The following is a 13,721-nucleotide window of genomic DNA, read 5'->3' as shown; positions in this document are numbered from 1 at the left end:
CCTGATCGGCGTGACCATCCGGAAAGTGTATGGCCATCGAACCTGAGGATCTTCTACCGCACTTCGAGCGTGAGTTGGGGCTGCTGCGCCGTTCGATGCGCGCGTTCACTCAGCATTACCCTAAAATCGCGGCTCGCCTGGCGATGGCAGGTGAGCACTCGGATGACCCACACGTCGAACGGCTGCTGCAATCGTTCGCGTTGATGTGCGCTCGGCACGACATCCGACTCGAAGATGAGGTGCCGGAGTTTACTCACGCATTGATTGACACAATCCACGGAGCGTTCCTGCGGCCGTTTCCATCTTGTGCGATGGCCCAATTCCGCGTGGATCGAGACAGCAAGCAGACCGAGCCGCGAATAGTTCCACGCGGCACCCAATTGGTGGCGCCGAATAGCCGCTTGGTGTTCCGCACTGCCGCCGACGTCACGTTGGTGCCGTTGACCGTTTCCGCTGTACGTTACGCGACGTCGACCGTCGCGCCGATGCAAACGACACTGCCGTCCGACACGACGGGGATTTTGTCTTTCACCCTTGAGCTCACGGCACCGTCGGCCCAGTTCTCCATCGCTCCCGATATGCTGCGGATACATTTGGCGGGAGAGAGGGAGGTGGTGGCTGCGCTCGCCGACGGCGTGCTGATGCACGCCACGCGTGCCTTCGTTGAACTGGACGGCAACGGGCGCTGGCGTCGGGTGGACATGCCGCTGGCGGCCGCAGGTTTCGACGATGCCGACGCGCTGCTTCCGCCGCCTCGCGACAACACGACTGCTCCGTTTCATTTGTTGATGGAGTACGGCGCGTTTCCCGCTCGATTTGACAACCTCGATCTGGATTTGGCGCGGTTGAAACGGTTGGCGGGCGGTGCGCGCCGGATCACGTTGCATTTGGCCCTTGCCGGCGTCCACCCCGACTCACGTCGCGCCCAACGATTGATTGCAGCGTCGGCCGACAATCTCCGGCTGTTTTGCACACCAGTAGTCAACTTGTTCTCGAGCAATGCGGAGCCAATCGAAACGAAGGCTGGGCAAGCGTACTATGCGCTGAAACCGTTTTCGCTGAAGAGCGCAGCCACGACCGAGATCTGGTCAGTTGATCAGGTCCGTATCACGACCGCCCAGGGTGCCGCACTTCTGCCGCCCTTCGAATCCTTGCAGCATGCGCTTGGCGCAGCTCCAGGCCCGTATTGGATCGTTTTGCGGGACGAAGCCCGGCGCGCGCCGAAGCCGCCTTCCGAGCCCGGCAAGCCGGGACAGGAAGCGCTGCGCAGACATGCAACTGGAGCGCGCGCAGCCGGATTGCGTGGCTTGGAACTCGCGCTTGTGAACGCCCGCGGCGAGCCCGTTGATCCGGCCGCGCAGCGGCAGCTCGACATCGCGCTGTCTTGCACAAATGGCAACCTGGCGGACATGCGCGAGCGCCGGTTAGCCGTGCGCGATGGGGACTCGGGTGACGAGATCGAGTTATTGGCTCAGCCCAGTGCAAGTCCCGCGCCGATTCTTCGCCGCGGCGACCTGTGGGAATTGCTGTCGTGGCTGGTTCCGCAGGCAGCGCGGCTAAACGCCGACGGGCTCAATGAGTTCAAGCGCTTGTGCACCCGCTTCGGCATGTCCGCGCCCGACGCCGGCCGGCGATTCGACGCGCTCGTGTCGCTCTCGACTGCGCGGGTGCGGGGCTGGATGCCAGGCAAGCCGGCTTCAGCGTTCGTCCAAGGATTGGATGTCCGGCTCGTGATCGACGAGCAGCGTTTCGTCCAATTCAGTCTCGCCGGATTGGCGCGCGTGATGGATCGACTATTTTCCCCGTACGTTCCAGTCACCAGCTTCGTGCAAATCGTATTGGTCTCGGCAGAGACCGGTGCGGTACTGCGACGCGGTGAACCCTGCGCCGGTTCCCAACCGCTTATTTGATCAGCAGGGAAATTGCAAAGGAATTTCAGGTATCTTTCGCTGGCAAACGTTTTGTCCTACAGTAGCGGGGCCTCAAGCTGGTGAGCCAATTGGGGACAGAACCTGAGACGAAAATAAAGGGAATTCAAATGAGTTTCGCCCCGAATGGCGGTATTCCGGCCGGTTCCGGCGGGAATCTGTTGGGCTCGCTGAGCGCGCTTGGCGGCCTTGCCGGGCCGGTCGCATCCACGGTGGCAGGCCAGATTGGCCCGCTCGCCGGCGTCGCAAGTCATATCGACACCGTGCAACGCGCGGTTCAGCTGGCGCAGACCGGTTTTTCGCTGATGAACAAAACGCCGGCCGCGATTGCGGACGCGCTCAACAATGCGGCCGGCGGCGTTGCTCGACTGACTCAGCTCAATCGATACGTGACCATCGACTCGCCGCTCGGTCCGGACGTGCTTCTGGTCAGCACCGCGGTCATCGATGAACATGTCAATCGGTTGCCAGAGATTCACCTCGATTTACTGTCACACCAGCATGATCTGGTGCCTGATCAGCTGATCGGGCAACCGATCAAGATTCGATTCGACCAAAGCGCCCGGCAATCCACGCTCGAGCGCATCGTCTCGTCAGGCGGGGCCGACAGCATTCGCTACTTCGACGGATACGTCACATCGTTCGACCGGGCGGGCAACCCGGGCAAGGTGACGCAATATCAAATGACGGTGGCACCGTGGTTCTGGTTTTTGACGCGCTCGACCGACTGCCGGATTTTCCAGAACAAGACCGCTCAGGACATCCTCACCGAGATTTTCCAGGATCACGGGTTCACCGAATTCGAGTTCGACATCCGGACCGCGCAGAAGCCGCTCGAATACATCGTGATGTACCAGGAGTCCTATTACAACTTCTGTGCGCGTCTGATGGAGCAGGAAGGCCTGATCTGGACGCACCGCTACGAGAAGGAAAAGCACTTCCTTGTCATCGGCGATACGAATTTCGTTTTCCGCCCCATCGACGGGCTGGCCAACTTGCCGTATAACGCCAGCGCGGCGAGTGAAGACAACGGTATCGACCAGTTGCATGAAGGTCGGCGTTTTGGTGTGGGCAAGATCGCCTTTCGCGACTTCAATCACCAGAACCCGTCGTCGCCGCTGATGCTGGCGCAGGCCGAGCCGGAGAATCTCCGGCATGCGGGGCTCGAAACGACAGAGCGTTTCGAACATCAGTCGTTATTCGACCACGGCGATGACGGCGACCGTTACGCACGCATTGCGATGCAAGCAGAAGAAGCGAGCGCGCATCGGTATACGGGCAGCGGCTATGCGTGGCGGATGAGCGCTGCAGGCAGTGTGACGGTGACCAACCATCCAGTGATGGCCAACAATCAGGAATACGCAGTCCTGCACGTTCGTCATGAGGCCGTGAACGATTACACGGAACACAACGCGAAACTGCCGTACCGCAATACATTTTCCCTGCTCCCGAAGAAGTTTCCGTATCGTTCACCCAGGCATACACCAAAGCCCGTCATTCACGGCACGCAGTCAGCAATCGTGGTCGGCCCCAAGGGCGAAGAAATTCACACGAACGGCAGTGCCGTGAAGGTGCACTTTCTGTGGGATCGCCGCGGCAAGTTGGACGGCTCGGATTCGATGTGGATCCGCGTGTCCCAACCTTGGGCGGGCGACGGGTGGGGGGCGGCCGCCATCCCACGGATCAATCAGGAGGTCTTGGTCGCGTTTAATCAAGGGGACCCCGACAATCCGGTCATCGTGGGCCGCGTCTACAACGGCGAGCAGGGCAACCCTTATCACGGGGCTGCCGGGCAGACGATGGGGATCAAGAGCCAGACGCACAAGGGCGCCGGCTCGAACGAACTGCGGTTCTCCGACGTGAACGGCGCGCAAGAAGTCTTTCTGCACGCGCAGAAAGACATGAACACGGTCATCAAGGATTCGGAAACGCATACGGTCGAAGCCGGCGGGCGCACGGTGTCGCTGCTCAAGGGCAGCGAGACGAAGCAGATCGCGCAGGGCGGACTGAAGGAAACCATCGCGCTGACGCGCGACACCACGGCGAACGTGATCAATACGAAGGCCATCGCAAGCAAGGCCGGACCCGGCATGCAAAGCCATCAGGCGAGCGACGGCATCGAGCATCGTGTCGGCGATGGCGTCGTGACGATGACGCCGGACAGCATCAAGCTGACCTTCGGTCCGTCAACGATCGTCATCAACGCGAACGGCATTTATCTCGACGGGCCGGTCATCCATTTGAATCGCGGCAGTGCGCAATCCGCGGAACAGGCGCTCGCGCTCGAGTGGGCGGCAGAGCAGGCGACGATCGCGAAGGGGCTGGCGAGCCCCGATCCGGCGACGCGCGCGGCGGCGGCCAAGCTGGCGAGCTCGCTGAAGGCGCAGCAACTGGCGAAACTCGCGGATCACGTGTATCACCCGAACGATCCGCCGCCGACCGGGTGGAAGATGGCGACCAACGATCCGGAAGCGTTGAAGGCTTTCGGGCTCAAGCCGAGCGACTTCGAGAAAAGCGGTAGCAACTTCGGGTCGCAGATGTATATCCCGGATCCGAATGTCTTCGGCGACAGCATGAAGCCGACTGTCGCGTTCAAGGGAACCCAGCAGCTCTTCGGCGAAGACATGAGCAACAACATGGCACAAGGGCTCGGCGCCGATGCGCCGTATTACCGCAATGCGGTCACGATCGGCAAGAACATCGAGACCACGGGCGCGTCGGCCGGCGTCGATTTCACCGGGCATTCGCTCGGCGGTGGCCTGGCGTCTGCTGCAGCCGAGGCCAGCGGCGGTTCGGCGGTGACCTTCAATGCTGCCGGCCTCAATCCGGAGACCGTCGCACAATACGGCGGGACCGCCCGGCCGGCCAACATCACGGCCTATCGCGTCGACGGCGATATCCTGACCGGCCTGCAGGAAGGCCGACTCGGGCCGATCAGCGACGGTACGGCGGCGCTGATGCCCAAGGCTGTTGGTAGCCCCGTCACGCTCGATGGTGAGAGCGTGACCACGGTCGGCCGTCACCTCATGGGTGACGTGACGAACGGGATCAACCAACAGGTCGCGAAGGATCAACTCGACCTGGTCTCCCAACTGAACTCCTCTCACTGATGCGATACAAGAAAGCGATAACCGCCGGCGCGATTGCCGCACTCGTTGGAGTGTCCTCGCCGCTCTGGTGGCCCACTCAAGCCCAAGGGACGAACATGACTGGCTTCAAGCGTTACGCACCGGAAGATTTCTTTTCGGGGCAGCAACTCACTTTGGCTCAGGCCATTCATGACGGCGATCTCGGCCGGGTTCAGCAACTCGCGCCGAAGACCGATCTGAATGCGCCCGGCGCGAAGAACACGACGCTGCTGTCGTACGCAGTGCAGGAAATCGTTCCGGTCAAGAACGATGCGTCTAATCCGCGGTACCAGATCATTTCGGTGCTCGTGAAGAGCGGTGCGGATCCGAAGGCCCCGGTTGGCAGCAGCGGTGGATCGGTGGTCGATGTCGCATTGCGGGCCGATACGCCCAACCTTCTGCGCGTGTTGTTGAACAGCGGACTCGATCCCAATTGGCTGTACAACGGCGACACGCCGATGATCTTCGCGGTTGCAGAGAACCGGCTGCTGCCCCAGCTGAAGCTGCTGGTCGAGCACAAGGCGAACGTGAATGCTCGTGATTCGCTCGGAAAGACGGCACTCTTCGAGGCGACGATGATTCAGCAGTGGGACGTCGTCGACTACCTCCTCTCGCACGGCGCGGATCCGAAGATTGCCAGCCAGCTCGGCGTGTCGTACGGGTGGGTGCTGCAAAACGAGTTAAAGAACCATACGGCTGCGGATTCCGCAGCGCGTACGCGCATCGAAGATATCCGCCGAAAGATCGTCACGGCCGGCGCGCCGTGGCCGCCGCTCGATCCGAAGGCGCAACGTGCAGCGATGCGCGCGCGCGGCGAGAAGGTCGTGACGCCGGCCGGCCAGACGGATTGAACGCACGCGTGACGGTTGAAGCGTCGTGCAATGGATTCGCGAAATGATGAACGTTTTTGATTCGCCGCCGCGCGTCAGGCGAGAGACGGTCCTCGGCGTATCCGGGGTGCTGTACGTCCTCTCGCTGACGATGCCGGCGATGCATTTCGAAAAGGAAGCGTCGCTCAGCGGTCTGTCGGTTCTCGCCCAGGGCTGGTGGGGACTGTTCATGCTCAATCCAGCATGGCTCGCCAATCCGCTCTACGTCGTTGCGGCCGTCCAGCTCGCCCGGAACCGATATACGCGTGCGAGCCAGTTTTCGGCAGCTGCGCTCGCGTGTGCGCTCTGTTCACTGTTCACGACGAAGTGGTACTTCAACGAAGCAGATGCGACGCCGATATCCGGCTACGGCGTTGCGTTTTACGCGTGGCTCGTCGCACATGTCGTATTGCTCGCGGGCAGCTTGCGCTTGCGCCGGGAAAGCGCCGTCGCGCTGCAAGGAAAATGAGTGGTGGCGCGAGTGGACGCTTATTTCCACTCATTCCAACAACTACACATCACGAGAGAACCAGCATGACGGATTCCGAAAACCGTATCCGGATTCACGAAGGCAGCATCGTTCTGCCGAACGGTTTCGAGGATCGCACGACCAACCTGTTCGTGCCGGCCGATACAGCCGCACAGCCGAACCTCAGTGTCGCACGCGACTGGCTCAAGGACGGAGAGACCCTTGCGCCGTATATCGATCGGCAGATCGCGCTGCTCAAATCGAGGCTGCAGGGACACCGGGTGCTTTCGCGCCAGGCTGAACGGCTTGGGCCTGAAACCGATGGAATGCCGGGGGAGCGCATCGACGCTGCTTATCGGAATGGTCCAAAGACCGTCTTTCAACGCCAAGGTGCATTCATCGTTGCCCCGGGACGCGTGCTGATCTTTACCGCATCGAGCGCGAAGAGCTTTGGCGAAACGCTCGACGCATTGTGGCGCAACTGGCTCGACGGCTACCGTCCGGCAGAACAAGAGTCGGCATAACAACATCAGAGGACCACCATCGTGTACGAAGCTGCACGTGTCACTGACCCGATCGATCACACCAGCGCGCTTGCGGGCTTTCTGGTCGGAGCCGTGCTGGGCATTGCCCTGATCGCCGCGGTCGCCTTCGCCACATTCACATGCGGATTCGGCGTCGCGTTGCTGGCCGGCATGATGGCCGGTATCGGAGCGCAGGCTCTCCTATCAATAGGAGAGTCGATCGGCAAGATGTTCAGCTCGCAATCCGGCAACATCATTACAGGTTCGCCGGACGTCTACGTCAACTCCCTCTCGGCGGCCTATGCGACGTTAAGCGGCGTGGCATGCAGCAAGCACAATCCCATTCCGCTTGTCGCGCAAGGATCGACGAACATCTTCATCAACGGGCGGCCCGCGGCGCGGAAGGACGACAAGATCACCTGCGGCGCGACGATCGGCGACGGTTCTCACGACACGTTCTTTCACGGCGGCACGCAGACATACCTACCAGTCGAAGACGAAGTGCCGCCGTGGCTGCGAACGGCGACGGAATGGGCGTTCGTGCTGGCGGGGCTGGTCGGCGGCTTGGGTGGGTTGTTGAAGCAGGCTGGCGGGCTGTCGCGCGCGGTGCTGCCGTGCGCTGCGAAGTTCATCGGCGGGTACGTGCTCGGTGAGGCGTTCGGGCGGTACGTTGCCGGGCCAGCGATCAACAAGGCGCTCGGCGGGATGTTCGGCAACCCGGTCGACGTCACGACCGGAAGAAAGATCCTGTTGGCCGAATCGGAGACCGACTTCGTGATCCCCAGCCCGATGCCGGTCGCGATCAAGCGGTTCTATTCGAGCAGTATCGACTATGCAGGGACGCTTGGCCGCGGCTGGGTGGCGCCGTGGGAGCTTCGTCTCCATGCTCGCGACGGGCGGCTTTGGTACACCGACGCGCAAGGGCGCGAGAGCGGATTTCCGTTGCTGCGTGCCGGGCAAGCCGCGTTCAGCGAGGCCGAGCAACGCTATCTGACCTGTACGCCCGACGGCCGCTACATCCTGCATGACATTAGCGAGACGTATTACGACTTCGGTCGATACGAGCCGGACTCCGGCCGCATCGCTTGGGTGCGCCGCATCGAGGATCAGGCGGGGCAGTGGTGCCAGTTCGAGCGCGATAGCCGCGGCCGCGTCGCCGAGATTCTGACGTGCGGCGGATTGAATGCCGTGCTCGATTACGAGCAGGAACACGGACGGCTTAGCGCGGTCACGCTCGTTCATGGCAATGAGCGCCGGCTGGCCGTCGCTTATGGATACGATGAGAACGGCCAGCTGGCGTCGGTGACGGACGCAAATGGCGCGGTCGTGCGTCAGTTCGCATATACCAACGGCCTCATGGCGAGTCATGTGAACGCACTGGGTTTCACGTCTAGTTATGTGTGGGCGACGATCGAAGGACAGCCGCGGGTCGTCGCAACGCGCACCAGCGAGGGCGAGGACTGGTCGTTCGAATACGACGTCGATGGCCGGCAGACGCGCGTCCGGCACGCCGATGGTCGCACCGTGCACTGGCGCTTCGACGCACAGTTTCAGATTGTCGAGTACACCGACTTCGACGGGGGACTCTACCGGATCAAGTACAACGACGCCGACATGCCGGTGATGCTGATGCTGCCGGGTGAGCGCACGGCCGAGTTCGAGTACGACGACGCGGGCAGGATCGTAGCCGAGACCGATCCGCTCGGTCGCACGACTCGCACTCGCTATGACGGTAACAGCATGCGGCCCGTGGAGATTGTCGGGCCTGACGGTGGTGCCTGGCGTGCAGAATACGATCCGCAGGGTCGGCTGCTGGTGAGTCAGGATCCGCTTGGCCGCGAAAACCGTTACGAGTATCCGAAAGGGCTGACCTCGCTCCCGCTCGCGCACATTGATGCGCTGGGGGGGCGTAAGACTCTGGAGTGGAATAGGCTTGGCGAGCTCGTCGCGCGCACTGACTGTTCCGGCAAAGCGACGCGAACCACTTTTGATCCGTTCGGTCTGCCGGTTATGCGTGAGAACGCGCTTGGTCAGCGCATCACGTACGATGTGCGTCCGACCGGCGAGCCGGTCCGCATCACATATCCCGACGGAAGTTCGGAGGCCTTCGAATACGATGCAGCCGGGCTTTTGGTTCGGCACGTTGGCCTCGGCGGAAGGGTCCGACAGTCGCTACGCAATGCGCGTGGCCAGGTCGTCGAGATAAGCGATCCAGCAGGGCGCCGGACCCGTTATCGGTACGATGCCGACGGGCGGCTTCGAGAGCTACTGCAGGACCGCGCATGCTATGCGTTCACGTACAGTGCCGGCGGTCGGCTCTTGACTGAGATGCGACCGGACGGCGTGGAACGGCGGTTCGGGTATGGGGACGCTGGCGAATTGCTCACGCTTGATATCGTAGGGGCCCCGGTCAATGGCGCTAATGCGGATCGCCCGGTTCGCACTATTCGCTTTGAGCGCGACCGGATGGGCAATCTGAAGGTTCAGCATACGCCGACCGAGGTAACCCGCTTTGAGCGCGACAAGGGCGACCGGACGGTGAAAGTTGAGCGTACGCCAACTCCAGCCGGTATTGCGCTTGGCATCACTCCGGACGTCGTGAGCTTCGAATACGACAAAGCGGGTCGCCTTATGGCCGAGCACGGCGTAAACGGCACAGTCGAATATGTGCTCGATGCGCTCGACAACGTGACAACGCTAGCGTTGCCGCACGACCAGAGCTTGCAGATCCTGCGGTATGGTTCAGGCCACGTTCACCAGATCCGTTGTGGCGATCAGGTGGTGAGTGACTTCGAGCGTGACGATTTGCATCGTGAAGTGATGCGCACACAGGGGCGGTTGACTCAGCGTTCCGCATACGATCCGCTTGGTCGGAAAGTCTGGCAGTCGGCAGGATTCCAACCCGAAGCGCTGGGTCGTGGGCGCGGGCACTTGTGGCGGAATTACGGGTACGACGCCGCTGGCGAGCTCATCGAGATGAGCGACGGCCTCCGTGGCAGTACGCAGTACAACTACGATCCTGCCGGGCAGCTGACCCGGCGGGTGAACACGATGGATCGGCAAGTTGAAGAATTCGCGTGGGACGGCGCCGGCAACCTGCTTGACGATGCGCAGCGCAGCAGCCGGGGGTACGTCGAAGGCAATCGCCTGCTCATGTGGCAAGATCTCCGTTTCGAGTACGATCCGTTTGGCAATCTGACGACGAAGCTGCGCGGAGCGAACCAGACGCAGCGGTTCACCTACGACGGGCAGAACCGACTGATCGCAGTCCTAACGCACGACGCGCGTGGCACGGTCGAATCTCGGTTTGAATTCGACCCGATCGGGAGGCGGACTGCGAAGACGGATACCAGTTACGACCTGCGTGGCGTAAAACTGCGCAGCGAGACGAAGCGGTTCGTATGGGAGGGGCTACGGCTCGCCCAAGAGGTGCGCGAGACTGGCGTGAGCAGTTACGTATACAGTCCAGATGCGTCGTACTCTCCAGCGGCACGCGTTGATGCGGTTATCGCGAACGCACTGGCGGCGGCAGCGATCGACACGGCGAAGCTGGCGTCGCGGATATACCACTTCCATACGGATCTGGTGGGCGCCCCATTGGAAGTTACAGACGAAGCTGGAGAGCTAGCGTGGGCGGGGCAATATACGGGGTGGGGCAAGGTCAAGCCGAACAGCCGAGAACTGACTTCGGCACGCACGGATCAGCCGCTCCGCTATGCCGGACAATATGCCGATGAAAGCACGGGCCTTCACTATAATACTTTCAGGTTCTACGACCCTGATGTAGGCCGGTTCATTAACCACGATCCGATCGGGCTGCTGGGTGGCGACAATTTGTATGCGTATGCCCCCAATCCTACAGGATGGATCGATCCGTGGGGCTGGTTCGGGGAGAAACCGTTGAACTCTCCGGATGTGACGAAATGGCTTGAAAAAGGTGGTACCGTTCACGTCGAGGTGGAGTCGGGGACGTGGGTATATACCAACGCAAAAGGAACGGTTGTCCGTTATCCAAATGGTTATCCTGATTTCAAGCCGTATGAGGTCAGATCTGTAGACGTTGAGGGGCTGAAAGGAAATCACAGTAGGGCGCCAGCAGGGGACTTTGGATTGGCGGATGCTAAGGCAGGAAGCCCCGCCGATTACACGAAAAATACTTGGCACCACCACGAGAACATGGTAACGATGCAGGAAATTCCGAAGGATATTCACAGTGAATTCACCCATAGGGGTGGCGTCTCTAATTTGAAGAATCAATCGTCGTGTTAAGGAGGTAAGGTGCCAGTTCTGTATGGAGCAAAACCTGCACAGCCGCTCCTCGGTAAATTGGAGGCGGAACTCGGATTCGTTCTTTCGACGGATTACAAGGATTTTTTGAAGAAGTGGAACGGCATATTCATTGGTGGCGCCGACTATCTTGATTTTGATTTTCCTGGTGTCGATAATGGAATGATTTCGTTTGCTTCGCTTTTTGGAGTCGGAACGAGCAACGAGAATTTTGATTTAATCGCGCAAAACGAACGTGTCAGAGGTGAGATCGATTTTCTAAACGATTTCTTTGTGATTGGAGATGATCCAGGGGGTAATTACTACGCACTGGCGCGATTCGATAACGTTGAGAAGGTCCTGTATTGGGATAGAACGCATCTGCATGCGGATGACACAGCGAAGCCGGATATTGCAGAGGTGTCAGATTGTGGCAACCTCTACAATGTAGCCGATGGATTCTCGGCATTTCTGGATATGATCGTCGCCGGAACAAAACAAATGCAGTTCGTCGCGGTCGACGACTGGCCTGGCTAAAATATGTATGTCATCGTCGCTGAGGTCTCGCACTAGGGCGGTATTTTCAATGATTAAGGGTTGAAGGCGATGAATGACGATTTTGAGCAAGCGCGAACGGCGTTGCGATCGTTTATGTTGGAGATGAATCAATGGGAAAAGGGTTTTTACGAGAAAAAGCATAGTGCTCTGAAAAGTGGTGGCGATGTTTCTGGTATTGATGACCGTGCACGGAAAGATCTTTCTGCTATTTTGGAGAAATGGGCGTTCCAAGAGAAAACAAACCAAGGTCGTTTGATTGACTTGGGTTGTTCGGATCCGCCGACATACGATCCTGAAACTGATGTTGAAGATAGCGTCGAATCCACAGACGGAGAGGTGGTTTTCACCGTTCGCCAGACATTGGGAATGTTGACGATATCCCGATTCACGATGAAAGAAAAGGCGGGTAAATGGATGGTGAAGAAAAAAGAGTTTCTCAATTTTAACGACAAATGGCAGCGTTCTGTTCTCTAACAACGCCGTTCGCCCCCTTTTTTCTGATTGGGCGTTGTCAAGCCTGACGGAATGGGACACCCTTTGATTCCGTGCAGAAAGGTAAATAGTATCGGTCTGGATGTCGTGGGTGCTGAGAGTGACACACCGACATTTTTTCTTGAGCCGTGTGAGGCCGGGATGCGCGAGGAGTTGCGCCGCGCCGTAATAGCTGATGGATTCTCGGTATTTATGGAATTTGGATGTGGGGCGGTGCGTGAGTAACGCTTACGGTTTGAGGCAGGATGAAGCATTTCAGCCTCTCGTTCAAGTCGATGATGGCGGTGAAATCGCATATGACAAGAGCGTAGCTATACGAGCAACCGCTCTATGTGGGCGAGGGTTTGGCCGAGACTATGACCCCGTTAAGCTTACGTGGGGTACTTCGCGCAGAAAAAAGACCAGCGACGTTCATACGATGCTATCTCCGTTTCTCCTGTTTAGTGAGAGGGCGCTTGATGTATTGGCGCCGGTAATTCGTGACAGCGGGGAGATATTGCAGGTCGAGGCCCCGATAAAAGACATGTTCGGATTTCACGTAACCCGGGTGATCGAGAATGCTGTCGATATGGACGCATCAAAATTCAAAGTCTACCCACAGGCGACGGTTTTTAATAAAATATTCATTCTGAAGAGTCGCATTGAAGGGGTTGATATATTTCGCCTAAAAGAAAGTCCTGCCTCAGTATTTGTATCCGAGCGTTTTAGGGAGCTTGTAGAGCAAAATGAATTAAAAGGGTTCGATTTCGGAGGGGTCATTTCGCAATCTGAGAAGTAGGATTTCGCAACTCCCGGTGACTGGTCAGAGAATGGCCCAGGTGTCCTCGATTTCACGAGAGTAACGTGTGAGAATCATGCATCGGGGTGGTGGACTTCTAGGCCTCTATGCGCGGGTACGCCAACGAAAGGAATTTAGCGGAGCTGCAACGTTGTCACTCGATCAGTTGAAGCGAATGCGAGAGGCTCTTCGTCCATACGGACTGAAGTTGCTGGAATCTGAATGGAAAGGCTGGCACGCGCAGTATCGATTTCGATGTCGCAAGGGACACGAATCAAGCCGATGCGGCTCCTATCTGTTCTACACGATGGTCCAGTGTCCGGCATGTCGCGTTGACGAGGTCCTTCGTCAGATCCATCAACTCGCGCGCCACGCCGGCGGCCGCTGTCTTTCGGAGCAGTACGCGGGCCGAGGCACACGACTCCAGTTTGTATGTAAGGCAGGGCACGTTTTCGAGAAGACTGCCGAGAATCTGCGAAAAGGCTCTTGGTGCGTGCTCTGCGCGAGGGTGCAACATTCGAGGCGAATGGCCGATCCGGATGGGATGACGGGCATGCGAGCCGCGGCAAGAGCGAGAGGCGGGAAGTGTTTGTCGAGCGGCTACACGAAACTGACAGAGCGCTATCGTTTCCGGTGTGCTGCTGGGCACGAATGGGAGACTTCCGGTACCGAGATCGTGCGGGGTGCATGGTGTCGCATTTGCTCGGAC

The 13,721-nt window shown here is 59.3% G+C and carries 9 protein-coding genes; all 9 read left to right on the top strand.

Annotation, left to right across the window (positions count from 1 at the left end; genetic code table 11):
• The first annotated feature begins 29 nt into the window (after positions 1–29).
• A complete protein-coding gene (tssF, locus tag AK36_RS28170) occupies positions 30–1,910 on the top strand; it encodes a type VI secretion system baseplate subunit TssF (protein WP_034193888.1) in 1,881 nt (626 codons plus the stop codon).
• Positions 1,911–2,038: 128 nt separating this feature from the next.
• On the top strand, positions 2,039–5,038 hold the full coding sequence (locus AK36_RS28165) for a type VI secretion system Vgr family protein (RefSeq protein ID WP_034193887.1): 3,000 nt from the start codon (positions 2,039–2,041) through the stop codon (positions 5,036–5,038).
• Entirely contained in the window at positions 5,038–5,907 is an 870-nt protein-coding gene (locus tag AK36_RS28160; protein WP_045579752.1) for an ankyrin repeat domain-containing protein, read from the top strand. Before AK36_RS28165 ends, AK36_RS28160 begins: the two co-directional genes overlap by 1 nt.
• 43 nt (positions 5,908–5,950) lie before the next feature.
• Complete coding sequence (locus tag AK36_RS28155; RefSeq protein WP_034193885.1) at positions 5,951–6,394, top strand: hypothetical protein; 444 nt, start codon at positions 5,951–5,953, stop codon at positions 6,392–6,394.
• 65 nt (positions 6,395–6,459) lie between these two features.
• Positions 6,460–6,918 carry a DUF1795 domain-containing protein gene (locus AK36_RS28150; protein WP_006482386.1) on the top strand — a complete coding sequence of 153 codons (459 nt, stop codon included), beginning with the start codon at positions 6,460–6,462 and terminating at the stop codon, positions 6,916–6,918.
• A 21-nt stretch (positions 6,919–6,939) separates the two neighbouring features.
• Positions 6,940–11,187, top strand: a complete 4,248-nt coding sequence (locus AK36_RS28145) for an RHS repeat-associated core domain-containing protein (RefSeq protein ID WP_045579751.1) — start codon at positions 6,940–6,942, stop codon at positions 11,185–11,187.
• A gap of 9 nt (positions 11,188–11,196) precedes the next feature.
• Positions 11,197–11,721, top strand: a complete 525-nt coding sequence (locus tag AK36_RS28140; protein WP_080938783.1) for an SMI1/KNR4 family protein — start codon at positions 11,197–11,199, stop codon at positions 11,719–11,721.
• A 69-nt stretch (positions 11,722–11,790) separates the two neighbouring features.
• Positions 11,791–12,216 (top strand): NTF2 fold immunity protein, encoded by a 426-nt coding sequence (locus tag AK36_RS32255; RefSeq protein WP_072465499.1) that lies wholly within the window; start codon positions 11,791–11,793, stop codon positions 12,214–12,216.
• A gap of 235 nt (positions 12,217–12,451) precedes the next feature.
• Positions 12,452–13,012, top strand: coding sequence for a double-CXXCG motif protein (locus AK36_RS32250; RefSeq protein WP_224383420.1), 561 nt, complete (start codon positions 12,452–12,454; stop codon positions 13,010–13,012).
• Positions 13,013–13,721 lie beyond the last annotated feature (709 nt).

The organism is Burkholderia vietnamiensis LMG 10929, from assembly GCF_000959445.1.
GTDB lineage: Bacteria > Pseudomonadota > Gammaproteobacteria > Burkholderiales > Burkholderiaceae > Burkholderia > Burkholderia vietnamiensis.
Note: the sequence above shows the minus strand (reverse complement) of the source record. Positions and strands in the feature narration are given on the sequence as shown.

Bases quoted from the DNA above. Each gene is read 5' to 3' on its own strand.
- AK36_RS28155 (WP_034193885.1), top strand. From the start codon at position 5,951: ATGATGAACGTTTTTGATTCGCCGCCGCGCGTCAGGCGAGAGACGGTC.
- AK36_RS28165 (WP_034193887.1), top strand. From the start codon at position 2,039: ATGAGTTTCGCCCCGAATGGCGGTATTCCGGCCGGTTCCGGCGGGAAT.
- AK36_RS28150 (WP_006482386.1), top strand. From the start codon at position 6,460: ATGACGGATTCCGAAAACCGTATCCGGATTCACGAAGGCAGCATCGTT.
- AK36_RS28160 (WP_045579752.1), top strand. From the start codon at position 5,038: ATGCGATACAAGAAAGCGATAACCGCCGGCGCGATTGCCGCACTCGTT.
- tssF (WP_034193888.1), top strand. From the start codon at position 30: ATGGCCATCGAACCTGAGGATCTTCTACCGCACTTCGAGCGTGAGTTG.
- AK36_RS32255 (WP_072465499.1), top strand. From the start codon at position 11,791: ATGAATGACGATTTTGAGCAAGCGCGAACGGCGTTGCGATCGTTTATG.